The sequence below is a fragment of the Lentzea sokolovensis genome, from assembly GCF_033949975.1.
GTDB lineage: Bacteria > Actinomycetota > Actinomycetes > Mycobacteriales > Pseudonocardiaceae > Lentzea > Lentzea sokolovensis.
Genome location: NZ_JAXAVU010000001.1, coordinates 543,107 through 566,497 on the forward strand (window position 1 = coordinate 543,107; position 23,391 = coordinate 566,497).

The 23,391-nt window shown below is 68.4% G+C and carries 25 protein-coding genes; 11 read left to right on the forward strand and 14 right to left on the reverse strand.

The window, feature by feature from the left end:
- Nucleotide 1: 1 nt before the first annotated feature.
- From SK854_RS02585 to SK854_RS02605, 5 genes are all read right to left on the reverse strand, one after another.
- Nucleotides 2-562, reverse strand: a complete 561-nt coding sequence (locus SK854_RS02585) for a TIGR03086 family metal-binding protein (RefSeq protein ID WP_319973303.1) — start codon at nucleotides 560-562, stop codon at nucleotides 2-4.
- Entirely contained in the window at nucleotides 562-972 is a 411-nt protein-coding gene (locus SK854_RS02590) for a type III secretion system chaperone family protein (RefSeq protein WP_319973304.1), read from the reverse strand. The genes SK854_RS02585 and SK854_RS02590 overlap by 1 nt, the downstream gene beginning before the upstream one ends.
- A complete protein-coding gene (locus SK854_RS02595) occupies nucleotides 897-1,604 on the reverse strand; it encodes a DUF998 domain-containing protein (protein WP_319973305.1) in 708 nt (235 codons plus the stop codon). The genes SK854_RS02590 and SK854_RS02595 overlap by 76 nt, the downstream gene beginning before the upstream one ends.
- 81 nt (nucleotides 1,605-1,685) lie before the next feature.
- A complete protein-coding gene (locus SK854_RS02600; RefSeq protein ID WP_455032256.1) occupies nucleotides 1,686-2,429 on the reverse strand; it encodes an SDR family NAD(P)-dependent oxidoreductase in 744 nt (247 codons plus the stop codon).
- 10 nt (nucleotides 2,430-2,439) lie between these two features.
- Nucleotides 2,440-3,300, reverse strand: a complete 861-nt coding sequence (locus SK854_RS02605; RefSeq protein WP_319973706.1) for a LysR family transcriptional regulator ArgP — start codon at nucleotides 3,298-3,300, stop codon at nucleotides 2,440-2,442.
- Between the two features lie 99 nt (nucleotides 3,301-3,399).
- Between SK854_RS02605 and SK854_RS02610 the strand changes: the two genes are divergently transcribed.
- Nucleotides 3,400-3,948, forward strand: a complete 549-nt coding sequence (locus tag SK854_RS02610) for a LysE/ArgO family amino acid transporter (protein WP_319973707.1) — start codon at nucleotides 3,400-3,402, stop codon at nucleotides 3,946-3,948.
- Here SK854_RS02610 and idi read toward each other — a convergent pair whose 3' ends face one another.
- On the reverse strand, nucleotides 3,949-4,527 hold the full coding sequence (gene idi, locus SK854_RS02615) for an isopentenyl-diphosphate Delta-isomerase (RefSeq protein ID WP_319973708.1): 579 nt from the start codon (nucleotides 4,525-4,527) through the stop codon (nucleotides 3,949-3,951).
- 111 nt (nucleotides 4,528-4,638) lie between these two features.
- Between idi and SK854_RS02620 the strand changes: the two genes are divergently transcribed.
- Nucleotides 4,639-4,827, forward strand: a complete 189-nt coding sequence (locus tag SK854_RS02620; protein ID WP_319973306.1) for an MbtH family protein — start codon at nucleotides 4,639-4,641, stop codon at nucleotides 4,825-4,827.
- A gap of 157 nt (nucleotides 4,828-4,984) precedes the next feature.
- On the opposite strand, the gene SK854_RS02625 is transcribed toward SK854_RS02620, so the two are convergent.
- On the reverse strand, nucleotides 4,985-6,277 hold the full coding sequence (locus tag SK854_RS02625; protein WP_319973307.1) for a YVTN family beta-propeller repeat protein: 1,293 nt from the start codon (nucleotides 6,275-6,277) through the stop codon (nucleotides 4,985-4,987).
- 35 nt (nucleotides 6,278-6,312) lie between these two features.
- Complete coding sequence (locus tag SK854_RS02630; protein WP_319973308.1) at nucleotides 6,313-6,798, reverse strand: GNAT family N-acetyltransferase; 486 nt, start codon at nucleotides 6,796-6,798, stop codon at nucleotides 6,313-6,315.
- Nucleotides 6,799-6,877: 79 nt separating this feature from the next.
- On the opposite strand from SK854_RS02630, the gene SK854_RS02635 reads away from it, so the two are divergent.
- Entirely contained in the window at nucleotides 6,878-7,369 is a 492-nt protein-coding gene (locus SK854_RS02635; protein WP_319973309.1) for an RNA polymerase sigma factor, read from the forward strand.
- Nucleotides 7,362-8,219, forward strand: coding sequence for a hypothetical protein (locus SK854_RS02640; protein ID WP_319973310.1), 858 nt, complete (start codon nucleotides 7,362-7,364; stop codon nucleotides 8,217-8,219). Before SK854_RS02635 ends, SK854_RS02640 begins: the two co-directional genes overlap by 8 nt.
- On the opposite strand, the gene SK854_RS02645 is transcribed toward SK854_RS02640, so the two are convergent.
- On the reverse strand, nucleotides 8,204-9,529 hold the full coding sequence (locus SK854_RS02645) for a serine/threonine-protein kinase (protein ID WP_319973311.1): 1,326 nt from the start codon (nucleotides 9,527-9,529) through the stop codon (nucleotides 8,204-8,206). The two genes, SK854_RS02640 and SK854_RS02645, sit on opposite strands and share 16 nt — an antisense overlap.
- 69 nt (nucleotides 9,530-9,598) lie before the next feature.
- Between SK854_RS02645 and SK854_RS02650 the strand changes: the two genes are divergently transcribed.
- The 3 genes from SK854_RS02650 (at nucleotide 9,599) to SK854_RS02660 (ending at nucleotide 12,699) form a co-directional block, all read left to right on the forward strand.
- The gene (locus SK854_RS02650; RefSeq protein WP_319973312.1) at nucleotides 9,599-10,555 is read left to right on the forward strand and encodes a magnesium transporter CorA family protein; all 957 of its coding nucleotides are present in this window, start codon (nucleotides 9,599-9,601) and stop codon (nucleotides 10,553-10,555) included.
- Between the two features lie 4 nt (nucleotides 10,556-10,559).
- Nucleotides 10,560-11,327 (forward strand): enoyl-CoA hydratase/isomerase family protein, encoded by a 768-nt coding sequence (locus SK854_RS02655; protein WP_319973313.1) that lies wholly within the window; start codon nucleotides 10,560-10,562, stop codon nucleotides 11,325-11,327.
- A gap of 271 nt (nucleotides 11,328-11,598) precedes the next feature.
- Nucleotides 11,599-12,699 (forward strand): right-handed parallel beta-helix repeat-containing protein, encoded by a 1,101-nt coding sequence (locus tag SK854_RS02660; protein WP_319973314.1) that lies wholly within the window; start codon nucleotides 11,599-11,601, stop codon nucleotides 12,697-12,699.
- 61 nt (nucleotides 12,700-12,760) lie between these two features.
- On the opposite strand, the gene SK854_RS02665 is transcribed toward SK854_RS02660, so the two are convergent.
- Entirely contained in the window at nucleotides 12,761-13,075 is a 315-nt protein-coding gene (locus tag SK854_RS02665; protein WP_319973315.1) for a hypothetical protein, read from the reverse strand.
- A gap of 56 nt (nucleotides 13,076-13,131) precedes the next feature.
- Complete coding sequence (locus SK854_RS02670) at nucleotides 13,132-13,587, reverse strand: SLATT domain-containing protein (protein WP_319973316.1); 456 nt, start codon at nucleotides 13,585-13,587, stop codon at nucleotides 13,132-13,134.
- 34 nt (nucleotides 13,588-13,621) lie between these two features.
- Between SK854_RS02670 and SK854_RS02675 the strand changes: the two genes are divergently transcribed.
- The gene (locus SK854_RS02675) at nucleotides 13,622-14,350 is read left to right on the forward strand and encodes a PIG-L deacetylase family protein (RefSeq protein WP_319973317.1); all 729 of its coding nucleotides are present in this window, start codon (nucleotides 13,622-13,624) and stop codon (nucleotides 14,348-14,350) included.
- Between the two features lie 277 nt (nucleotides 14,351-14,627).
- Here the strand turns inward: SK854_RS02675 and SK854_RS02680 are convergent, their stop codons facing one another.
- Together SK854_RS02680 and SK854_RS02685 are read right to left on the reverse strand one after the other, a co-directional pair.
- A complete protein-coding gene (locus tag SK854_RS02680; RefSeq protein WP_319973318.1) occupies nucleotides 14,628-15,923 on the reverse strand; it encodes a UDP-glucose dehydrogenase family protein in 1,296 nt (431 codons plus the stop codon).
- A complete protein-coding gene (locus tag SK854_RS02685) occupies nucleotides 15,923-17,254 on the reverse strand; it encodes a glycosyltransferase family 4 protein (protein WP_319973319.1) in 1,332 nt (443 codons plus the stop codon). Before SK854_RS02685 ends, SK854_RS02680 begins: the two co-directional genes overlap by 1 nt.
- A 111-nt stretch (nucleotides 17,255-17,365) precedes the next feature.
- Here SK854_RS02685 and SK854_RS02690 point away from each other — a divergent pair, with 111 nt between their 5' ends.
- From SK854_RS02690 to SK854_RS02700, 3 genes are read left to right on the forward strand one after another with little or no spacing between them, the layout of a single operon-like run.
- Nucleotides 17,366-19,381 (forward strand): glycosyltransferase, encoded by a 2,016-nt coding sequence (locus SK854_RS02690; RefSeq protein ID WP_319973320.1) that lies wholly within the window; start codon nucleotides 17,366-17,368, stop codon nucleotides 19,379-19,381.
- Between the two features lie 2 nt (nucleotides 19,382-19,383).
- Nucleotides 19,384-21,207, forward strand: a complete 1,824-nt coding sequence (asnB, locus tag SK854_RS02695) for an asparagine synthase (glutamine-hydrolyzing) (protein WP_319973321.1) — start codon at nucleotides 19,384-19,386, stop codon at nucleotides 21,205-21,207.
- A 47-nt stretch (nucleotides 21,208-21,254) separates the two neighbouring features.
- Nucleotides 21,255-22,481 carry an MFS transporter gene (locus SK854_RS02700; protein ID WP_319973322.1) on the forward strand — a complete coding sequence of 409 codons (1,227 nt, stop codon included), beginning with the start codon at nucleotides 21,255-21,257 and terminating at the stop codon, nucleotides 22,479-22,481.
- On the opposite strand, the gene SK854_RS02705 is transcribed toward SK854_RS02700, so the two are convergent.
- Nucleotides 22,453-23,298, reverse strand: a complete 846-nt coding sequence (locus SK854_RS02705; RefSeq protein WP_319973323.1) for a glycosyltransferase — start codon at nucleotides 23,296-23,298, stop codon at nucleotides 22,453-22,455. The genes SK854_RS02700 and SK854_RS02705 overlap by 29 nt on opposite strands.
- Between the last annotated feature and the right edge of the window lie 93 nt (nucleotides 23,299-23,391).

Genomic DNA, 23,391 nt, shown 5'->3' on the forward strand with positions numbered 1-23,391 from the left:
CCTAGGTCCACTCCGGGTTCCGCCCACTGAGTCCCAGGACACGGTCGAGCAGTGGCGCGGTCGAGTCGACCTCCACCGCGGCTCCGAAGAGCGAGCCGTCGCGATCGTCGGGTCCGATCGACGCCACGAAGCCGTGCACGACGTGGAGCAGGCCTTCCTCGACCTCGAACGGCTGCCCGGTCGCCTTGGCGAGATCCCAGCCGTGCAGCACGATCTCGTCCAGCGCCACGGCACCGGCGACCTCGCCGGGCAGGTCGACGCCGCCGGCGCGGGTCATGCCCTCCCACGCCCCCGGCGAACGCCAGGCCTTCGCCAGTTCTTCGAGCCTCGCCGGCACGGACTCGCGGAAGTCGAGTGGCAGTCGCGCCGCGTCACCGGAGCCCGAGCCTTCGAGCGGGGTCTTCAGCGCCGCCGCGGTGAACGCGACCGACAGGCCGTTCACGTGGTCGAGCAGGTCGCCGACCGTGTAGTCGGGACACGGGGTCGGCGCCTTCAGATCGCCGTCGGTCACGTTGCACACCAGACCCGCGAGCTGATCAGCCGCGGGAGTCAGGTCGAACATCAGTAGCCGTCGCCTCCCCAGAACTGTTCTTCGAGCGTGTCAGCGGTACCGGCGAGCAACTGGAGCGGATCGGTGAACTCGTGGATGTCGAGATCCTTGAGCGGCAACGAGTGCCGGACGACGACGTGCTCCCCCATGATCGCGAGGCCGCACGCGACGGTCGAGTTGCCCACCTCCGCCAGCACCGCGCGGAGGTCCACGTCCTTGGCCAGCCCGCACGGGGACGCGATCTGCACCCACTCGTGCATCTTGTCGAGCACTTCCCTGACGATGATCACGACCTGCGTGCGTTCATCGTCGCCTTCGTCCTCGTCCCCGAAGGTGAAGAGGATCCTCAGCTCCTCGTCCTCGTCGTGGATGACGTCGTACTCGGCGCGGACGTAATCCGCGAGGTCTCCCCAACTCGCCATGGCGCAACCCTACTGGCCGCGATGGCCCACAGCCCGACGACCAGAACAGCCGCCACCTCCGCGGCGAGCAAGATCCTCTCTATGTAGCCCAACGGGAACACGCGCCACCACCGAACGTCGGAGACCATGCCCAGCACAATGGCGTAGAGGAGGGGCATGAATGCGACAACACTCAACAAACCGGACGCCATCGTCCATCTCGCGTGCTTGCCCCACACGTGATCCCGCAGCCACGGCCGCGCCAGCAGGATGATGGCGATCGGCAGGCTGACGAACGCGATCATGCTGCCGAACCGGTGAATGCTTCCGCTCAGCTCGTTGGTGCCCATGGCCCAGTTCGTCTTGGGGAACACCACGACGAGGAACAGGCCGATCGACCACAGGGTGAGCGCGATCGCGCCTCCCGAACGCCATCTTGTCAGTCCTTTGTGGACCAGAACGGCGAGGATCGCGAGCGAGCCCACGGCCAGCGACACCACCGCGATGTCGAAGACCGTGCGGTAGTCGCCCAGCGCGTACTCGCTGATCGTGCGGCGCAGCGGGCCGACGGTCAGGTCGAGCAGGCCGACCATGGCCACCGTCGCGACGACGGCGAGTGAACCGCCGGTGGCGGCTAGTCGAGGTATCAGCACATAACGGACAACGCCCCGGTGAACGTGCCGGGTTCCTGGGTTCAGGAACCCGACAGCTCGCGCACAGGCTTTCACCAGCTTTCAGCCGAAGACGCTGCCGCAGGTGATGTTGACCTGCGCTCCCGTGATGGTGCGCCCCCAGTCCGAGGCGGCGAACACGGCAGCCCTGCCGACGTCTTCCAGCGTCGCGGCCCGGCCGAGCAGCGTGTCGCCGACGATGTCCTCCTCGATCGGCGCCCGATGCTCTTGAGGCACCGACTCGGGGATGCCACCGGTCTGCAACGTCACCACCCGCACACCGTGCGGTCCGAGTTCGGCCGCGAGCTGACGGCGCATGGACTCCACCGCGTCGAACGCCGCGAGCAGGCCGCCGAGCTGCCACTTCCGGTGCGCCGACGGCTCGCCGGTGCCGCCGAAGAACAGGATGACGCCCTCGCCCTGCCTGGTCATGTGCCGCGCCGCCGCCCGCGCCGTGAGGAACTTCGACCTGACCGCCGACACGACCGGACTGAGGTAGTCCTCGACACTCATCTCGACCATCGGCGTGCCCTGGACGTCGTTGTCGGTGGTGACGTTGACGGAGATGTCGATCCGGTCGAACGTGGCGGCGTGCCGGTCCACCGCCTCCTCGTCCAGCGCGTCGACCACGGCGTAACGGGCGTTGAGCTCGTCGGCCTTCGCCTTGAGCGTCGCCTCGGTGCGCCCGGCCAGGTGCACGTCGGCACCGGCCCTGGTGAACGCCGCCGCGATCGCGCCGCCGACGTTGCCCGCGCCGCCGTAGATGACCGCGGTCTTCCCGTCGAGGTTCATCGGTTCGCCGGTCATGGCGTCGAGGCTAACTCCGGAGAGCTGTGCCCGCCTCCTGCGCGACCGCCTCGGCCACGGCGTTCAGCGCAGGCGAGTCGAGCTTCCACTGCTGCCAGTACAGCGGCACGGAGATGGTGCGGCCCGGCGCGAGGTCGACCAGGCCGTCCTGGAGCTGTTGCGGCGGCACCATTCCCCAGCCGAGACCCGCCACGATCGTCCGCACGTACACCTCGGACGAGGGAACGAAGTGGCGGTGCTCCGAGGCGCCGCGGCCACGGGTCAGCGTGCGCACGAACCGGTCCTGCAGGTCGTCGTTGCGGTCGAACACGACCACCGGCGCGTCGGGCAGCCACGACTTCAGCGGTCCGGCCTCGTGCCGCTCCACGTACGGCCGCGATGCCATTGCGGCGTAACGGATCTCCCCCAGCTTGGTGACCGAGCAGCCCGCGACCGGCTCACGCGAGGACGTCACCGCCGCCATCACCACCCCTTGCCGCAGCAACGCCGTCGTGTGGTCCTGGTCCTCGCGGTGCAGGTCGAACGAGATTCGCAGCGACGGCGAAACCCGTTGCAGCGCGGGCAGGAACCAGGTGGCGAGCGAGTCGGCGTTCACCGCGATCGGCACCCGCACGACGGCGTCCTCGCCCAGCGCCGCGTCGAGATCCTGGTCCAGTGCGAGCAGTTGCCGACCGTAGCGGACGATCACCTCGCCGGACGGCGTCAGCCGCACCGGGCGCGCCCGCACCAGCAACACGCGTCCGGTCCGCTGCTCCAGCGCTTTGATGCGTTGTGAGACAGCGGAAGGCGTGACGTGCAACGCGGCGGCGGCAGCGTCGAACGTGCCCGCGTCCACGACCGCGAGCAGCGTGCGCACCAGGTCCAAATCCATCACGGCTGCTAATGATACGTAAGAATCTGTAGCTGGCCTCATCAAGACGGCGTCAATAGCGTGGACCGCGTGACTGATCTGCTGCTCGGCTTCGGCACCATGATGACCCTGATCGTCGCGATCGGCGCGCAGAACGCTTTCGTGCTGCGCCAGGGGCTTCGCAAGCACGCGGTCGCCAAGGTCGTCGCCGTCTGCGCCCTCTCGGACGCGATCCTGGTCGCCGCGGGCGTCGCCGGATTCGGGGCGATCGTGAAGATGTTCCCGGCGGCGATCACCGTCGCCGCGATCGCGGGCGGTGTTTTCCTGCTGGGCTACGGCTTCCTGGCGGCACGCCGGGCCTTCCACCCGTCAGCGCTTCGGGCGGCCGGGGACGTGAACACCCGTCCCGTCCTGACCGCGCTGGCACTGACGTGGCTCAACCCGCACGTCTACCTCGACACGGTGTTGCTGCTCGGCTCGATCGCGGCCGGCCGCTGGCTGTTCGGCGTCGGCGCGGTGACCGCGAGCATCACGTGGTTCGTCGCGCTCGGGTACGGCGCGCGCCTGCTGGGCCCGTTGTTCGCGAGGCCCCGCGCGTGGCGGGTGCTGGACGGCCTGATCGCGGCCGTGATGATCACTCTCGGGGTGACCCTGATCGCCGGGTCGTGATCAGGACCCGAGCTTCACGGCCTTCGGGAGTCCGGCCGGGCCCGCCACCGGCCACGCCAGCGGATCCGGCCCCAGCTTCACCAGTTCGGCGACCTGCAGCCGGGACCACGGCGACACCGCGCGCGTCCCGTCCAGCACACCGGACGCGTACTCGCTCCACGCCACCCGTTCGGTCGAGTCGACCTCGTCCGGGTTCGGCACGGGCTCGTCGTCGGAGAGCACGCGGAACACCGGGCACATCTCGTTCTCGACGACGCCGTCCATCTCCGCGCGGTAGCGGAAGGCCGGCAACAGGAGCTCGGGTTCGGGGGTCTTCATGCCGAGTTCGTCCCGCAGACGGCGCAGAACGGCCTGGGCCATGTCCTCTTCCGGCAGGGGGTGGCCGCAGCAGGTGTTGGTCCACAGGCCCGGGAAGGTCTTCTTGTGCAGCGCGCGGCGGGTGAGGACCGTGTTGCCCGCCGAGTCGAAGACGTAGCTGGAGAACGCCAGGTGCAGCGGGGTGTCCGCGTGGTGCACCGCTGCCTTGTCCTCAACGCCGATGGCCGAACCGTCCTCGGCCAGGAGGACCACCTGTTCCACAGTCACGGGCACCACGTAATCACACGCGGGCCAAGATCGGGAACCACGCGGACGAGTGAGCTTGAGCGTAGAGATAGCCGGACCATAGGTGTCGCAGGTCACCCTGGGGGCATGACTTCCCCGTTCGCTCAGGCTCACACCATGTTCCTGGTGCTGGTCAGCCCGGCGGGCCAGTACTCGATCTGGCCCGCGGTGCTGCAGGTGCCCGCAGGGTGGCAGGTCGTCCACGGAGTCGCCTGCCGCCAGTCCTGCGAGGACTACGTCCAGGCTCTCCGGAGCGACCTTCCCCTGGCTGCCTAGCAGGTCAGCCGCGCGTCCCCCACGCTCTCGCCCCGACGACGTCCACGTCGAGCGTCCGTCCACATCGGACTCGGTGCTCACCGGAAAGAACATCCCTCGACCCGGGCACTTCACCCGAGCCGAGGGATGCGACAAGCCATCACTACTTCTGACAGGCCTAAAGCAGGGTGATGTACCCGTGCGAAGAGGCCCCGCCGTGCTCGTTGTCGCCCGCGTACGAGGCCGTGAAGCCCTGCAGCAGGGTGGACAGGCCGACCAGCAACGCCACCTGGGCGTCGCACGTGGCCTTGCCGGACGAGTTGGTCGTCGCGGTGCAGAGCGGGTTGCCCTTCACCGTGCGGAAGACGATCGACTGGCCGGCGATCGGCGCCCCGGTGTGCTTGTCGGTCAGCGTCGCGTCGAGCGAGCGGACCGTGAAGCCGAGGAGCCGCAGTTGCAACTGCGCGGACCCGGACACGAGCTTCGACGCGGCGGGCGGCACGAAGTTGATCGCGATGCCCACCGGGCGCTGGCCCACGGCGATGGTGCCGGTGACCGTGTTGGACGCCGTGTCGATGATCGACACCGTGTTGCTGTTGAAGTTCGTCACGTAGGCGGAAGCGCCGTCCGGCGTGAGGGCCACGCTGATCGGACGATCGCCGACGAAGATCTTCTGCAGTTCGGTCATCGTGGTGAGGTCCACGACGGACACCGAGTCGAACTCGCTGTTCGTCACGTACGCCCTGGTTCCGTTGGGCGCCAACGCGATGCCGTGCGGCGTGAAGCCGACGGACGCGGTGCCGACGACGGTGCGCGAGGCCACGTCGATGGCGGAGACGCTGTCCGAACCCTTGTTGACCACGTACATCCGCGTGCCGTCCGCCGACGCCGCGATCGCGGTCGCCGCGTTGCCGACGGCGATCGTGGTGACGACGGTGTTGGACGTCGTGTCGATGACCGAGACCTTGCCCGGTCCGGGCAGGTCGTGCGTGACGTAGACGGACTTGCCGTCCTTCGTGACGACGACACCGTCGGCGTTCGAGCCGACCGTGACGGTCGCGGTGACCGTCAGCGTGGCCGTGTCGACCACGGACACCGTGCCGTCCAGATAGTTGGTGACGTAGACGAAGCCGCCACCGGGGGCGACCGCGACACCCGCCGGGTGGGACCCGACGGGAACGGACTTGTCGACCGTGTTGGTCGGCGTGTCGATGACCGTGAGCGTGTTCTGCACGGAGTTCGTGACGTAGCCACGGGTTCCGTCGAACGCGACAGCTGCCATGTAGGGCGAGTTACCGCCGCTGTCGGCGATCGTCGCGGACACCGCGTTCGTGGCCGTGTCGATCACCGACACCCCGCCGCCGTTGTTGGCGACGTATCCGAGCACCCGGCCGGCGGGAGCCGCCGAGGCCGGGGTCACCACCAGTGCCGTGGTGACGGCAGCAGCCATCACCAGTGGACGCAACCGCATGTTCAATGCCTCCTGGCGCGAGTCATCCCGACCCTTCAGGACATCGCGACCGGATGAGCGGACGTTAGCCTCTTCTCGAACCAGTGATCGGAGTATTCGGCTGCGTTGTACGGAGCAATCTCCACGAACCCGTGCTTGGCGTACAGCCTCCGCGCCTCCACGAGATCATTGCGCGTGTCGAGCCGCAGCACGGTGACGCCGCGCTTCAGCGCCTCGGCCTCCATCGCGACGATCAACGCCGACGCGGCGCCCTGTCCGCGGAACGGCGTCCGCACGAACATCCGCGTCAGCTCGCCGACACCGTTGTCGAGGAAGCGCATACCCAGACAGCCGACATCGTTGCCATCGCACGACGCCACGAGGAACACGGGCACGTCGTGGTCCTGCTCGTCGCGTTCGTAGGCGTCGATCTCGGCGTCGTTCGTCGGACGCCCCCAGTAGCGGCTGATCATCTCCGCGTTGTACTCGCGGTTGAGCGGCGAACGCGCGGCGTCGGTGGCCGTCACGGTCCAGTTGGTCATGCCACCATCATCGAAAGTCCGTCCACTGTGATTCAGGTCACTGCAACACTGGTACCGCGAGAAGCCAACTGGGGGCGTGATGTTCGCGGAGCTGTTCGACGAGCACGCCCATCCGTTGCACAGATATCTGGCGCGACGGGTGGGCGTCGACGTGGCTGACGACCTGGTCAGCGAGACGTTCCTCGCCGCCATGCGCGGCCAGGAGAGCTACGACCCGGAGAAGGGCAGCGTCGTCGGCTGGCTCTACGGCATCGCCACGAACCTGTTGCGCGGCCACGCCAAACGCGAGGCGCGCCTGTTGCGCACCGCCGAACGGTACGGCGTCGACCTCGGTGTCGCCGAGTCGCTGGAGCACACGGTCGTCGCCCGCCTCGACTCCCGCTCGCACCTGCGCCGGATCGCGCGCGAGCTGGCGCGGATGACCGAGGCCGACCGCGACCTGGTGCTGCTCGTGTCGCTGGCCGGACTGACCGTGCAGGAGGCCGCCGAGGCCCTCGACCTCAACCCCGGCACCGCCCGGTCTCGTCTGCACCGCCTGCGCGCCAAGCTGAAGGAAGTGGAACATGCGTGACGTGCTGGACGACGATCTCGCCGAGCTGTACCCGGTGCGGGGCGACGACGACGTGCGGCTGGCCCGGTTGCGCGAACAGCTCTTCGCCGAGAAGCCCCAGCCACGCTCATGGCGCTGGGTCGGCATCGCGGCCGCGGCCGTCGCGGTGGTGATGATCACCGGGCTCGTGGTGCTGCTGCGGCCGGTCTCCCGGGACGCGCCCGCGACGATGCCGGTCGCGCCCGCCACTTCACTGCCGGAGGCGGCGGCGATGCTGGAACTGGCACCGAAGCCGACCGCGAAGTACCGGCACGTCAAGTACCAGGTCTGGCAGCTCGTCACCGATGCTGAGGCGCCGTTCGACGCGACCTCGGTCAAGTTCGAGTACGACGTCTGGCTGCCCACCGCGCCGGACGAGATGGTGTTGATCTACCGCAGGTTCACCGGCGAGCACCGGGCGGTCACCGGTCCGCAGCGTCCGATCAAGGACATCGAGGGACGAACCAGCGGCACGATCCTGTGGAACTCGTTCTGCGCGGCCACCCCGTGCCGGGAGGAGAGCATCTCGACACCGTTGCCCGTCGACGACGGGGAGAAGCTGGAGGCCGCGGCGCAGGCGTTGCTCTCGCCGTTCACCACCGCAGAGGAGAAAGCCGGGCTCTACCGCAGACTCGCCGAGGCCCCCGCGATCCGCTGGGACAACGGGAAGGTGTTCGCCGAAGGCAGCCGGTGGGTGTTCCGGGTCGATCCCGCCACGGGTGAGGTGACCGGCATGGACGTGGACGCGCCGCACGACACCAGGCTGCCCAGCGGCACGCTGGCGTTGAGCGTCACGGTCACCTACGAGTGGGCCGATCAGCGTCCGTCGTAGGACCGCGGCAGGTACCAGGCCAAGGCGGCGCGCAGCTCGGCGACGTCGCGCTCGCGCCGCCGCCTGGTGCGCTCGTGGGCGACCGGGAACACCCGCACACCGCCGTGGTGCGCGCCGAAGAAACGACGCGGTGCCGGGTCCTTCAGCCAGACGACGACCCACGGCCGTTTCTTGTGCGGCACCACGCGCACCCGTGCGAGCTCGTACCACCAGTACTGGTGGAACTTGCCGTTGCGCGTCGTGGCGATGCCCTCGCGGCTGATCTCGATGACGACCTTGCGGCGGGCGGCGGCGCTGAAGTACCGCACCGCGCGCACGACGAGCACGCAGAACGCGGCCAGGGCCAGCAGCTGCGTGGCGCCGTTGGCCTGCGCGGCCGGGTCGGCGATCGCGGCCGCGAGCAAAGCCACGGCGAGGTTCAGTCCGCCCCACGCCATCGGCACGAACCGCGACGTCGAGAACGTCGCGGCGGCGGGCGTCATCGGCGCGGGGAGCTTGCTGGTCGGCGCCTTGGGCGTGACGACCTGGGAGAGCAGGCGCGTCACCTCGGCCGGTTCGGGACGCTTGGCCGGGTCGCGGTGCATGCACTTCTGCACCAGCGGCCGCAACGGCTTGGGCACGCCATCGATGTCAGGTTCGCCGTGCGCGGCCTTGTAGAGCAACGTGGCCGTCGGTCCCTCACCGAACGGACCCTTGCCCGTCGCCGCGTAGACGAGCACGGCGCCCAGGGCGAACACGTCCGACGGGGACGCGACGTCCTGGCCGGTGATCTGCTCGGGCGACAGGAAGCCGGGCGTGCCGAAGACCATGCCGGTCTCGGTCAGCGCGGTGTGCTCCATCGCGCGCGAGATGCCGAAGTCGATGACGCGGGGCCCGTCGGCGCCCAGCAGCACGTTGGACGGCTTGAGGTCGCGGTGGACCAGGCCGGCCCGGTGGATCGCGGTGAGCGCCTCGGCCAGACCTTCGGCGAGGCGTCTCAAATGGTGCTCCGGCAACGGACCGTGCCGTTCGATCGCTTCCTGGAGCGTGGGACCGGGCACGTACTCCGTCGCCATCCACGGCCGGGGCGCGCGCGTGTCGGCGTCCACGACCGCCGCCGTGCCGGCGCTGCCGACCGCACGGGCCATCTGGACCTCGCGGCGGAACCGCTCGCGGAAGCGCGGGTCGTCGGCGAGCTCCGCGCGGGCGACCTTGACGGCGACCTGGCGTCCGTCGCTGCCTTGTCCCAGGTAGACCGTTCCCATGGCACCACGACCAAGCCTGCCCAAGAGCAGGTAGTCCCCAATGCGCTGTGGTTGGTCCACCTTCACCGGATCGAGGGTAGCGGGAACTCGGGCCGAAACCTCACATCTGAGTAGATCTACGTATCGTTGTCGTCCATGGGCAAGACCCGCTTGTACCGCAAAGGCGAACTCGTGGACAGGGACTTCCCGGTCTCCGAGATCACGAAGCACGTCAAAGATCACTCCGCAGTCGTGTGGTTCGACCTCTGCGCGCCGTCTCAGGACGAGATAGGTCTGCTGCGCGACGAACTGGGACTGCACGAGCTCGCGATCGAGGACGCGTTCACCGAGCGGCAACGCCCGAAGGTCGACCGCTACCCCACCCACCTGTTCATGAGCGTCTACGCGGTCCAGTACGTCGACCACGAGATCAAGGCGTGCGAAGTCGACTTGTTCGTGGGCAAGAACGTGCTCGTGACGGTGCGCGAGAGCGAGGACTACGACCTCGCCGGCGTGGAGCGCAGATGGGACAGCGCGCCGTCGCTGGCCTCGTCTGGCGTCGGGTTCCTGCTGCACGGCCTGCTCGACGACGTCGTGGACGGCCACTACGCGGCGGCCCAGAAGCTCGACGACGACATCGAGGCGCTGGAAGACCACATCTACGAGGAGAAGCCGCACGTCGGGCGCAGGGCGCTGCAGCTGCGGCGCGCCCTGGTGCAGCTCAGGCGGGTCGCGTTGCCGATGCGGGAGGTGCTGGGGTCGCTGCTGCACCGCGAGCACGAACTCGTGGACGACACGATGATGCCGTACTACCTCGACGTGAAGGACCACACGCTGTTCACCGCGGAGCTGACCGAGTCGATGCGGGAGCTCGTCACGAACCTGCGCGAGGCCGAGGTGGCCGTGCAGGGCAACCGCCTCAACTCGATCATGAAGAAGGTCACCAGCTGGGCCGCGATCATCGCCGTGCCGACGGCGATCTCGGGCTATTACGGCATGAACGTCCCCTACCCCGGTTTTGAGCAGAAATGGGGCGTTTGGGTGTCCACGCTGGGTATCTTCGGCCTCTCCTACCTCCTGTACCTGATGTTCAAGCGCCGCGATTGGTTGTGAGCCTGTGAAGATCCACCTGACCCGCCGCGACGAGCTCGCGATCATCACGATCGACGCGCCGCCGCTCAACCTGTACGCCCTCGACCTCGACGCCGAGTTCCACGAGGCCCTGGACGAGCTGGGTGACGCACGGGCGTTGCTGGTCAACGCCACGGGCCGGGTCGTGTCGGGCGGTGTCGACGTGTCGCTGTTCGCCGCGCAGGAGTACCGCGACGAGGCGCAGCAGCTGTTCGACCGCATGCTGCTCCTGCCGCAACGCCTGGCCGCACTGCCGATCCCGACCGTCTTCGCCGCGCACGCCCTGTGCCTGACCTGGGCTTTCGAGCTGGCGGTGGCGTGCGACCTGATCCTGGCCTCCGAGAAGGCCCGCTTCGGGCTGGTCGAGAAGGTCGTGGGCCTGACGCCGACGATGGGCGGCACGCAGCGTTTGGCCGCACGGGCGGGCGTGGGTCGTGCGAAGGAGTTCGTGATGACCGGCGACCTTTACGACGCGGCCACGCTGGAACGGTGGAATGTCGTCAACCGGGTGTTCCCCGACGAAGGTTTCGCAATGGCCGCGGAGCAGTTCGCGCTGAGTCTCGCGGCCGGTCCGACGCAGGCACATTTCGCGACCAAACAGGTGCTCGCGCATTTCGAGAACGGAGGCGTCCCGGAGGCCGACGCCCACGTCACGACGATCGCGTCGGCGCTGTTCGAAACCGAGGACCTGCCACGCGCTGTGCACAGCTTCCTCACGGACGGTCCCGGTCGCGCGACATTCACGGGTCGCTGATCTCACACATCAAAGAATCATATGGCTCGGTGATAAAACCGTGATCTACCTGCTCACACGGATGGAGCATTCCCCACCAGGCGGAAGATGATGTTGCGCCGCAACGAGATCCGCTTGACTCCTCCGGTTCTGCCGTGCAGTGTGCTGACCGTTCAACGGCCCCGTACGAAACTTCGTCGCACGAGTTTTGTACACATTCCGCGACGGCCGACGACACAATAAGCGAGTTCACGGTCCCCCGTCGTGAGCGCGCGTGGAGGTAGAACCAGCCGTGAGACTGAGATTGGCCGTACTGCTGACCGGTGGTGTCATCGTGCTGGCCGCCTGTTCCCCGACCAAGGCGGCCCAGCCGACACCCGTAGCGGAAAGCTCCAGCGCCACCTCGACCAGCACCACCAGCAGTTCCTCCGCCGCCCCGAGCAGCAGTTCGGCGGCCCCCAGCTCGACGACGCGGTCCGCGACCAACGGACCTGTGAAGCCCCCGGCGAACTCCCCCGCCCCCGCCGGCTCCCCCGGCTGGAAGCTCACCCAGGCCAACACGGGCCTCGCCGCCCACGGCCTGAACTGCGACTCGCTGCCGCTCTACACCGGTCCCGGCGCCCCCGCCGCGGGCACCGTGATCTCCGGCAAGCGCATCGAGCAGGCCCTCACGCTGTTCGCGGGCAACATCACCGTCGAGAAGTCCTGCATCCGCCCGAAGAACCTCGGTGAGACCGCTCCGCTGATCACCACGAACGGCCCGTGCGGCAGCAACTCCTGCCAGGTCACCGGCGCCCCGGTGACGATCCGCGACTCGAACATCGACGGCTCGGCCCTGTCGGCCAAGACCATCGCGGGCTCCTGCGCGTTCCTCGGCGTCGGCACCCTGCAGCGCAACTACATCAGCGGCATGGGCTCCGGCATCTGCTTCTACAACACCGGCAGCTCCCTGAGCGGCCTCGCCGAGGGCAACTACGTCCGCGGCCTGCGCTCGGACGGCGAGTCCCACAACGACGGCGCCACCGTCCGCGACTTCCCGCTCGACAAGAACGCGGGCCGCACCCTGACGTTCCGCAACAACCGCATCGACTGCTCGACCGGCAACGACACCGGCGCGCTGTTCATCCAGACCTACGGCGGCGACATCGACAACGTCACCGTCGAGGGCAACCTCCTGGAGGGCGGCGGCTACCAGCTCGGCCTGGAGTCGGGCTTCGACAACCTCTACGGCCGCAACATGAAGTCCATCAACAACCGCTTCAGCGGCACCGGATGGGGCGCGGCGTACGTGAGCCAGAAGGGCGCCTCGTACAAGTGGGCGGTGTGGCAGGACAACTTCCTGCACGACGCCAACGCGCCGGACGCCAAGGGCAAGCCCGCGGGCACTCCCTAGCACCTGTGACCGTCTTCGCCGCCGTGCCCCCGCCGGCGGCGAAGACGATGCGTGGGCTCGGTCAGGCGGTGCCGGAACGGCGCTCGGCCTCGGCGAGGCGTTCCTCAAGAGCCCGGATGCGATCGTAGAGATCGACCAGGGTCACGCCGTCCGCCACCACGCCGGGGCGCTGCCAGTGCCTGCGCACGAAGTCCTCCCGGCTCTCCTGCGGCGACTGCTGGAACGTGCCGAAAGGCGAAGCACCGGGTGCCGTGTCCGACGTGCGTGTGCCCAGCACGCCGAACAAGGACTTCTGCAGCTTCATCACGGCCATCCCACCGAGCACGATCACCACGAGAGCGGCGACGGGTATCAGCAAACCCCAGGCATCCGACATGAGAACCCCCTGATCCTCGGACAGCGGAGATCGACTCTACCGGCCGCGGCACCCGCTCAGCCGTTGTCGCGGAACTTCAGCCAGCGCCCGCTGAGCGAGTCCCAGATCTCCTGGTAGCGCTCGAACATCTCCCGCACCCGCTCGGGATCCACGTCCGCGGCCGGAGTCGACGCCACGTAGTAGGCGAGATCGTCCTCCAGCCGGTGGAACTGGTAGCTGGCCTCCTCCATCAGCACCCACAGCGAGCGCCACGCGAAGAACGGCTCCAAAGCGGACACCACGGTCACGACCGCCACCAGAGAGAACGCCGTTCCCGTCCAGGGGTCGAGGTTCTGCAGGCCGAGGATGATCGTCGACACCGCCGAAAGCACCAAAGTGGTCAGTCGGACGGTTACGGACTTCCACCTGAACCGCTGCTTGCGGGAACGCGCGTACGCGTGTCCGCGTTCGATCTGCCCGAGCAGGTGCTGTGCGAGTTCGTGCGGCTTCAGGCCGGACGGCAAGTCGGTCACCGGCAAGACAATAGTTTCGAGGTAACTTCCCCGCGTGCAGTTCGATGGACCGAGAACCTTGCTGGCCGTCCACGCTCACCCCGACGACGAGTCGCGGTCGACCGGAGGAATCCTGGCCCACTACGCCCGTCAGGGTGTCCGGATCGTCCTCGTCACCTGTACCAGCGGCGAGCTGGGTGACATGCCCGGTGGCGTCAAGCCCGGCGAGCTGAACCACCACCCGCAGGCCGTGGCGGCGCGCAGACGGGCGCAGCTCAACGCGGCGTGCGATGTGCTCGGCATCACAGACCTGGAACTGTTGGGGTATCACGACTCCGGCGAGACCGGCGAGGTGCCGCCCGGCGCGTTCTGCTCGATCCCCGTCGAGACGGCGGCAGGGCGGGTGGCCGCGCTGATCGAGCACTTCCGGCCGCAGGTGGTCGTCACGCACGACCACCACAATCCACATCAGCACCGCGACCACGTCCACGCCGCGCGCGTCGCGCAGCACGCGGTCAAGGAGACCGGCATTCCGGCGAAGCTGTACCTGGAGGCGCACGACAGCCTTGCCACGACCACGGTCGACACGTCCGCGGTCGCCGACGTGAAGCGCAAGGCGTTGTACTGCTACGAGAGCCAGTCGCTCATCGGGAAGCTGACGGCGCAGCAACGGTTCGCGGCCGAGTCGTACATCCGCGCGATCGACACGACCGGCGCGCCGTTGCCGGAGACCGATCTCTTCGCCGGCATCACGCACCACGGGCCGGATCTGCCGCGCTGGTGAGCAAAGGGGCGTTCGTCCTGAAGACGAACGCCCCTTCAAAGCTAGAGCGGGAGCGCGGACAGCAGGCCGCTCGCGAGATCGCTCGCCTGAGCCAGCAGGCCAGACGCCTGGTGCACGAGACCGCTGACCATGTCCATGAGTCCAGCCACGGCGAGAACCTCCCCGACAAGTCCCGGCGGGCCGCTCCCACCGGGGTGATGCCGGGAATCAAAGCGCTAGCACGACAAGGCCGCGCGCCCTGTCACACCATTGAGCTAAATGGACAGTCTCAAGTGGACTAGCGGCGACCCAGCGACGTGCAGGTGAGGCCCGCACGACGAAGAACGTCCGGGTCCAGGAGGTTCCGCGTGTCGACGACCACCGGCTGGCGCACGGTCTCGGCCAGGCGAGCCCAGTCCAGCGAACGGAAGTCCGGCCACTCGGTCAGCACGACGAGGGCGTCGACGTCCTTCGCCGCCTGGTACGGATCGTCCACAACGGACACCGGACCGAGGTCCGTGCCGCCGGTCAGAGCCGGGTCGTAGCCGACGAGCTCGGCGCCCGCCTGTTTCAGCAACGCCGCCACGGCCAGCGCCGGGGAGTCGCGCAGGTCGTCCGTGCCCGCCTTGAACGTCAGGCCCAGCAGGCCCAGGCGCACGTGCGACAGCGAGCCGCCGCGCTTGCCGGTGACGGCCAGGCGGACCTTCTCGACCATCCGCTGGCGCTGGCGCTCGTTGGTGTCGATCGTGGCGCGCAGCAGCCGGAACTCGAAGTCTGCGGCGTCCGCGACCTGGAGCATCGCGTGCGTGTCCTTGGGCAGGCACGAGCCGCCCCAGCCGGGGCCGGGGTTGAGGAACGCCTGGCCGATGCGCTTGTCGTAGCCCATGCCCTCGGTGACGTCGGTGATGTTCGCGCCGAGCCGCTCGCACAGCTCCGCGACCGCGTTGACGTACGAGAGCTTCATCGCCAGGAAGCAGTTCGCCGCGTACTTGACCATCTCGGCCGAGGCCGCGTCGGTCAGCACCGTGGGCGCGCCGAGGCGTGCGTACAGGGCGGCAACGCGCTCGGCCGCGTCCTGCTGGTCGCAGCCGACGACGATGCGGTCGGGGTTCAGGAAGTCGTGCACGGCCGAGCCCTCGCGCAGGAACTCGGGGTTCGAGACGACGGCGACGTCGTCGCGGCGCAGCAGTTCGGCGGTGCGGATCGAGGTTCCGACCGGCACCGTGGACTTGTTGACGATCACAGTGCCGGACGGCAGCAGGTCGCGCGTCTCGTCCACAACGGACTCGACCGCGGCCAGGTCCGCGATGCCGCCGACACCCATGGGCGTGGGCACGCACAGGAACACGACCTCGGCGTCGGCCACCGCGGCCGAAGCGCCGAGCACGAACGTCAGGCGACCAGAGGCCAGACCTTCGGCGACCAGCTCGGCGAGACGCGGTTCGAGGATGTCGACCTCGCCCCGCGAGAGGCGTTCGACCTTGCCCGCGTCGACGTCCGCGCACACCACGCGGTGGCCCAGCGAGGCGAGGCAGGCACCGGTGGTCAGACCGACGTAGCCGGTGCCGACGACAGCGATCCTTCTGACGAACATCATTCTCCCGTTCGGGTCACGGCGAACGCGCGGAGCACGGCGTCGTCGCTCACGTCGATCATCTTGTTGCCCCACTGGTCGGTGCCGGCGCCGAGCTCGGGCCTGCCGTCGGGGAACGGGCCGCGCGAGGCGAAGCCGGTGAGCCCGTCGAACACGGCCACGTAGTTCTCGGCCTGCGGGCGCCAGTCGAGCACGGCCTCACAGCGGCGACGGCCCTCGAAGCCGAGGCGCGCCCGGCGTTCCGCGTCGTCGAGCAGGTCGAGCAGTGACGTCGTGAACGCCTCGACGTCACCCGGTTCGACCAGCACGGCGCACTCGCCGGCGGACACCACGGTCTCCTGCAACCGGTACGTGACGACCGGCAGCGCGTAGGCCATGTACTCCATGGTCTTGTTCATAGTGGACACGTCGTTCAAAGGCGACAACGGATCCGGGCCCAGTCCGACGGAGGAGGTCGACAGGTAACGGGTGATCTGTTCGGGCCCAACCCGTCCGGTGAACTCCACGTACGGATCGAGTCCCCAGGCCGTGGCCTGCTTCTTCAGGTCTTCGAGGCAGTCGCCGAAGCCCAGCAGCGCGAAGCGGACGTCGGTGCGCCCGCGGTCGAGAACAACTCTCCGTGCGACTTCCAGGACGCCGTCGACGCCGTCCTGCGGTCCCATGATTCCGAGATACGCCACCAAGTGTTTGCCGCCGCGTCGGAGTTCGTCCACGCCCTCGACAGGCCGCATCACGGTGGTGTCCGGGCCGGAGCGCACGACGGTGGTGTGCTCAGGCGGAACGTCGCCCCGCGTCCACGCGATCTTCTGGTACGAGGTGTTGGTCGACGTCACCCGGTCGGCCGTGCGGAACGTCCGGCGCTCCAGCCACTTCAGGATCCGGTACTGCAGCTTGCCCGCGAACCCCTTGGGCTCACCGAAACGAGACAGGAACACCTCGGGGTTGAGGTCGTGGTGGTCGAAGACGAACTTCACGCCGCCGAGCCGCCACAGCAGCGCGAGCGCCCAGTACGTGTCCGGCGGGTTGCACGCCTGCATGACGTGGAACCGCCTGCGGGTACGCACCTTCACGCTCAGCAACGCCGTGCGCACCCAGCAGTACAGGAACTCCCACGCGTAGCCCAGCGCGCCCTCGGCCTGGGGCGGCGGAGCGTACTTGTACAGGTGCACTCCGTCGAGAAGTTGGTAGGCGGGGTCACCCGGACCCTTGGGGCAGATCACCGAAACCTCGTACCCGGCGGCGGTCAGGGCGCGGCATTCCAGCCACACCCGCCGGTCCAGCGGCACGGGGAGGTTCTGCACGATGATCAACACGTGAGGCGATGACGTCACGCTCTGATTCTCGTTCCGGAGGGCAAAACGGTTACACCTTCGCCGATTCTCGTAACGGAGGTTGCAAAAGGCTCGATGTAGCGCGAAGAGGCCCCAAAGCGAGGAGCGGTTGTGGAACGGTCACCTGTCGCGGTGGTCATCGTCACGTACCAGAGCGAACAGGTCATCGAGGGATGCCTGAACTCGTTGCCCGACGGTGTGAAGGTGATCGTCGTCGACAACGCTTCCACCGACGGCACTGTGTCCTCCGCCACTCGGCCGGGCGTGCACATCGTGCGAAGCCCTGTGAATGCGGGATTCGCGGCCGGTGTGAATCTGGGCATCAAAGCCGCAGAGGGTTACGACGTTCTCGTGCTGAACGCCGACATCCGGTTGCACCCCGGAGCCGTGGAGACACTCCGCGCCGCCGACAAGCCGATCGTCGTGCCGCGGCTGGTGGACGATTCCGGTGAGCTGTCCCACTCGCTGCGGCGCAAGCCGCGCGCCGCCGGAGCGTTCGCGGAAGCCCTCATCGGTGGCGGCCGCGCCGGGCGGATCGGCCTGGGCGAGACGGTCACCGACGACAAGGCCTACCAGGGAGCGCACGCCGCCGACTGGGCGACGGGCTGCGCGTGGCTGATCAAAAGGGAAGTCATCGAGCGGCACGGCCTTTTGGACGAACGCTACTTCCTCTATTCGGAGGAGACCGACTACATGCTGCGCGCCGGCGGCGTCTGGTTCGAGCCGCGCGCGACGGCCACGCACATCGGCGGCGAGGTCTCCACGAACGCCCGGCTGTGGTCGATGCTCACCCAGAACAAGGTCCGGCTGCACCGCGAGCTGCACGGCCGGTTCGCAGCACTCTTCATGTGGCTCGCCATGGTCGTGAACGAAGGGCTTCGCGCGCGTTCGCCGAAGCACCGCACCGCGTTGAAGGGGCTTTTCCGCATGCGCCGCTGGCCGGAGGAAGTGGCCTCCGAGGGCCCGAGCTACCTGTGCTTCTCGGCGCAGGACTGGTGGTACCACAACCGCGCCCACTCGGACTTCCAGCTGCTGCGCCGCGTCGCGAAGCACCGCAAGGTGTTGCTGGTCAACAGCATCGGCCTGCGGATGCCGTCGCCCGGCAAGAGCACGCAGTTCCTGCGCCGGATCTTCCGCAAGGCCAAGAGCGTCGCGATGCTGGTCCGGCAGCCCATCCCGGAGACGCCGAACTTCTACGTGATGACGCCCGCTCCCCTGCCGTTCTACGGCAAGCCGTGGCTGCGCAAGCTGAACTCGGTCCTCGTCCGCACGCAGGTCAAGGCCGTCTGCTTCTTCCTCAGGATGGGCACGCCGGTCGTCGTCGCCACGATCCCGACCGCGTGGGACGTCGTGAAGCCCATGAAGACCAAGGGCCTGGTGTTCAACCGCTCGGACCGGCACTCGGCGTTCCCCGAGGCCGACCAGGGCACCATCGCCGCGCTGGAGAACCAGCTGCTGTCCAATTCGGACTCCGTTCTTTACGTGTCGCGCGCCCTCCAAGAAGAAGAATCCGCGCTGACCGGCAACCGCGCGCACTTCCTCGACCACGGCGTGGACGTCGACCACTTCACCCGCCGCACCGAACTGCCCGCGGACATCGCGAGCATCTCCGGCCCGCGCATCGGGTTCTTCGGCAGCCTCGACGACTACCTCGTCGACTTCGACCTGATCGAGAAGGTCGCGCAGGAGTTCCCCGAGGCGTCCGTCGTGCTGATCGGGGACGCGACCTGCTCGATGGAGCGCTACGACAAGTACCCGAACGTCCACTGGCTGGACTTCCGGTCCTACGACCAGATTCCCGGCTACGGCTCGGGCTTCGACGTGGCGCTGATGCCGTGGCTGGACAACGACTGGATCAAGCACGCGAACCCGATCAAGATGAAGGAGTACCTGGCCCTGGGCCTGGCCGTCGTGTCGACGGACTTCCCCGAGGTCGAGCGCTACTCCGACGTCATCCGGATCGCCCAGGGCGAGGCCGACTTCATCGACCAGATCCGGCTCACGCTCAAGGACGGCGGTCTGAAGACCCCGGCCGAACGACGTGCGGCCGTGCTCACCGCCTCCTGGGACTCCCGCGCCCGTGAGCTCATGCAGATCTCTGAAAAATCCTCTTCTGGGGAGCGCTAGACGTGTGCGGTATCGCAGGCATCAGACGGTTCGACGGCGCACCCGTCTCCCGTGAGCTGCTCGCCGAGATGGCGAAGCGGCTGCACCACCGCGGCCCCGACGACAGCGGCTTCTGGTCGGAAGGCTCGATCGGCTTCGCGCACACCCGGTTGTCGATCATCGACCTGGCCGGGTCGCCGCAGCCGATGGCGGGCGCGTCCGGCACCACGCAGATCGCGTTCAACGGCGAGATCCTGAACTACCGGCAGCTGCGCTCCGAGCTGTCCTACCCGTTCCGCACGAACGGCGACACCGAGGTCCTGCTGGCGCTGTACGAACAGCACGGGCCGTCGGCGGTCGCCAAGCTGCGCGGCCAGTTCGCCTACGCGATCCACGACGCCCACACCGGCGAGACGCACCTGTTCCGCGACCGGCTCGGCATCCTGCCGCTGTACTACTACGCGGACTCGAAGATGTTCGCGTTCGCGTCCGAGATCAAGGCGCTGCTGCCGGCGATCGGCGCGGCCGAGGTCGACCACGAGTCGCTGCACGACTACCTGGCGCACCGGTCCGTCCCAGCGCCCCACACGCTCGTCAAAGGCGTCCACAAGGTGCCGCAGGGCCACCACCTGGTCGTCACCGCGAAGGGCGAGGTGCGGACCGAGGCGTACTGGGAGCTGCCGCGCGAGTCGGAGATCAGGCAGGTCACGCCCGAGGAGGCAGTGCGGCTCGTCGACGAGGCGCTGACCGCGTCCGTGCGGGACGCTCTGGTCGCGGACGTGCCGGTCGGCGCCTACCTGTCCGGCGGCGTCGACTCGTCGCTCATCACGGCTCTGGTGGCGCGGGAACGGGGTGACGCGGAGCTGCACACGTTCTCCGCGGGCTTCGGCGACCCGCGCGTGGACGAGATCCACCACGCCGAGAAGGTCGCCCGCCTCGTCGGCAGCCGCCACCACAACGTGATCGTCACGGCCGACGACTTCCGCGACAGCTGGGCGAAGCTCTCCTGGCACCGCGACGCGCCGCTGTCCGAACCGGCTGACGTGGCCGTGTTCCGCCTGGCCGAACTCGCCCGCAGGGACGTGAAGGTCGTGCTGTCCGGCGAGGGCAGCGACGAGCTGTTCGGCGGCTACCCGAAGTACCGCTTCGCCACGGCCACCCGGCTCGCCGGTGCCGCGCCGTCGTTCGCGCTGAAGCGCCTGGAGAAGGCCCTGCCCGCCTCGAAGGCACGGCTGGGCGTCGCCCTGCGGGCGATCTCCGAACCCTCCTACGCCGAACGCATGCGCGGCTGGTTCGCCCCCTTCACGGTGTCCGAACGGGCAGCGTTGCTGGGCGGCCCCGCCACCCGGTCCGTGCTGGCGCCGTACGAGAACGGGCGCGGGGACGCGTTGCGGCGCATGCTCTACGCCGACTCGCACACCTGGCTCGCGGACAACCTCCTCGAACGCGGCGACCGCATGTCGATGGCCGCCTCGCTGGAACTGCGCCCGCCGTTCCTCGACCACCGCGTCGCCGAGCTGGCGTTCTCGCTGCCCAGCAACGTGAAGGTGCGCGGCGGCACGACCAAGTGGGTCGTGAAGGAGGTGGCGCGCCAGCACCTGCCGGCCGACATCGTCGACCGGCCCAAGTCGGGCTTCAAGGTGCCGCTCGACGCCTGGTTCCGCGACGGCCTGCGCGACATGGCCTACGACCTGCTGACCGGGACCACGTCGTTCGTGGGCAAGACCTTCGACCGAGCCGCGGTGCGCTCACTGCTCGACGACCACGACTCCGGTGACCGCAACGAGCAGCCGCGCATCTGGACGCTGCTGTCTCTAGAGGTGTGGCACCAAACGCTCAGCTGGTAGGACGGTCAATGAACAGGGATTTCGTTTCCGGGGCAGGTGGGTGACCCGTGTACGTCGCCTCCTCCCGTCCGTCCAAGACGGACTTCCGCAAGCGGTTGCCGGGCACGGTGTTCGCGCTCGGCACGGTCAGCCTGCTGACCGACGTCTCCGCCGAGATGATCACCGCGTTCCTGCCGGTGTACCTGCTCTTCACGCTGCACCTGGGCTACGCGCAGTTCGGCCTGCTGGACGGCATCTACACCGGTGCCACGGCCCTGCTGCGACTCGTCGGAGGCAGCGTCTCGGACAAGTTCCGCAGGCCCAAGGCCGTCGCCGCGGCCGGCTACGGGCTCTCGGCGCTCACCAAGGTCTTCTTCCCCCTGGTCGGCGCCTCCCCGTTCGGCATCGGCGCGCTGATGGCGGCGGACCGTGCGGGCAAGGGCATCCGGACCGCCCCGCGGGACGCGATGATCTCCCTGGCCACGCCGGAGGATCGGCTCGGTGCCGCGTTCGGCGTGCACCGGAGCATGGACACGTTCGGCGCGCTCCTGGGCCCGCTCATCACGTTCCTGCTGCTCACGCAGATCGGGATGGTGCCGGGGCCGATCTTCGCGGTGTCCGCGGCGTTCGCGGTCATCGGCCTGATCGTGCTCATCTCGTTCGTGCGGGAGAAGCCCGCCGGGGAGAAGCCGAAGGGGCCGCGGCCGTCGTTCCGGGCCGGGCTCAACCTGCTCACCGACAAGCACTTCCGCCGCACGACCATCTCCGCCGGGATGCTCGGGCTCGCGACCGTGTCGGACGCGTTCGTCTACGTCCTGGTGCAGAAGGCCACGAACATCTCGCTCGGCTACCTGCCGCTGCTGCCGCTCGGCACGGCGGTCGTGTTCCTCGCCGCCGCCGCTCCGCTCGGGAAGCTGTCGGACAAGGTGGGGCGCTGGCGGATGTTCCTCGCCGGCCACGGGCTGCTGCTCGGCGTGTACGCGCTGCTTTTCATCCCCGAGGGCGGCATGGGGGTCGCGATCGCGGCGCTGCTGCTGCACGGCCTGTTCTACGCGGCCACGGACGGCGTGCTGTCGGCCAAGGTGAGCGAGTCTGCTCCGGAGTCGCTGCGAGCGAGTGGCCTGAGTGTCGTGCAGACCGGCCAGGCGCTGGGGCGTCTCGTTTCGTCCGTCGCGTTCGGACTGCTGCTGCAGTTCTCCAGCTTCGGGACGAGCATCACGGTAGCGCTGGCAGCACTGACCGTGACGCTAGTCCTCGCTTACGGCATCAACCGCGAGCAGCCAGCTTCTGTTTGATCTTCTCGAAGCCGCCCTTGCCGAGCACCCTCATGGCCGCGTTCTTCGCCGCCACGCGCCCGGAGTCGCGCAGGAACCGGACCGGCTGATCCACTAGACGGTCCTGCGCCACGGCGAGCGAGCCCGGCGCCGTCACGTCGTCCAGCGAGTCCCCGAACGACGCCTTGTACGGCTCGGGCGAGACCAGCCGGCCGCGTGTGCGGTTCGACACGTTGCCGCCGTGCACGACCTGCAGCCAGCCCGGCGCCCCGTCCAGTTCCACGACGGGGAAGTGCAGGTGCATGTGGTTGTGCCAGTGCGCCCAGCACGTGACCGGCTCGTCCCAGGACTCGCGCACCGAGACGAACGCGTTGTGCCGGTCGACCCGGTGGTACAAGCCGCCCGGAGACTTGATCAGTCCGTTGACCAGGTAGTACGCGGCGGTCGTGGTGGGGCGGGGAGCGGCGCAGAGGCGTTCCACGAAGTCGACGGCGAGGCCGTCGTCGTTGTCCAGGTTCGTGGTGATGAGCTCGTCGCCGACCTGACCGTAAAGCGACCGGATGTCCGATCGGAGCTCTTCCCGCGACACTTCCGGACGGTAAACGGGCGTGTACGCGTCACCGTGTGAGGCGATTTTGTCCTTGAGCCATTGCGGTGATTCGGGGTCGAAATAGATGAGCCAACGCGTCCGTTCGTCCGTCTGCGCGAGCACCGATGGCAGGCAGTAGCGCTCGAACAGCGCAACGCGTTCGGTCAGCCATCCTTCCTTTGCCCGGACGTAACTTTCGGCCCCCTTCGAAGGCAGGTTGAAGCGCGTCAGGATGACGTGGTCGGCCATGACTCCCCTTACTCCGGTCATCGCCTACATCGCCCGATGGGCCCAAAACGTTGCGGGGCTAACGAATGCGAACCCACACCGATAGTGAGGTTG

Excerpts from the sequence above, each read along its gene's own strand:
- SK854_RS02705 (WP_319973323.1), bottom strand. The coding sequence starts at position 23,298 with ATGGCCGACCACGTCATCCTGACGCGCTTCAACCTGCCTTCGAAGGGG.
- SK854_RS02630 (WP_319973308.1), bottom strand. The coding sequence starts at position 6,798 with ATGACCAACTGGACCGTGACGGCCACCGACGCCGCGCGTTCGCCGCTC.
- SK854_RS02680 (WP_319973318.1), bottom strand. The coding sequence starts at position 15,923 with ATGTTCGTCAGAAGGATCGCTGTCGTCGGCACCGGCTACGTCGGTCTG.
- SK854_RS02635 (WP_319973309.1), top strand. The coding sequence starts at position 6,878 with ATGTTCGCGGAGCTGTTCGACGAGCACGCCCATCCGTTGCACAGATAT.
- SK854_RS02665 (WP_319973315.1), bottom strand. The coding sequence starts at position 13,075 with ATGTCGGATGCCTGGGGTTTGCTGATACCCGTCGCCGCTCTCGTGGTG.
- SK854_RS02650 (WP_319973312.1), top strand. The coding sequence starts at position 9,599 with ATGGGCAAGACCCGCTTGTACCGCAAAGGCGAACTCGTGGACAGGGAC.
- SK854_RS02605 (WP_319973706.1), bottom strand. The coding sequence starts at position 3,300 with ATGGATTTGGACCTGGTGCGCACGCTGCTCGCGGTCGTGGACGCGGGC.
- SK854_RS02590 (WP_319973304.1), bottom strand. The coding sequence starts at position 972 with ATGGCGAGTTGGGGAGACCTCGCGGATTACGTCCGCGCCGAGTACGAC.
- SK854_RS02620 (WP_319973306.1), top strand. The coding sequence starts at position 4,639 with ATGACTTCCCCGTTCGCTCAGGCTCACACCATGTTCCTGGTGCTGGTC.
- SK854_RS02640 (WP_319973310.1), top strand. The coding sequence starts at position 7,362 with ATGCGTGACGTGCTGGACGACGATCTCGCCGAGCTGTACCCGGTGCGG.
- SK854_RS02585 (WP_319973303.1), bottom strand. The coding sequence starts at position 562 with ATGTTCGACCTGACTCCCGCGGCTGATCAGCTCGCGGGTCTGGTGTGC.
- SK854_RS02625 (WP_319973307.1), bottom strand. The coding sequence starts at position 6,277 with ATGCGGTTGCGTCCACTGGTGATGGCTGCTGCCGTCACCACGGCACTG.
- SK854_RS02610 (WP_319973707.1), top strand. The coding sequence starts at position 3,400 with ATGATGACCCTGATCGTCGCGATCGGCGCGCAGAACGCTTTCGTGCTG.
- SK854_RS02600 (WP_455032256.1), bottom strand. The coding sequence starts at position 2,429 with ATGACCGGCGAACCGATGAACCTCGACGGGAAGACCGCGGTCATCTAC.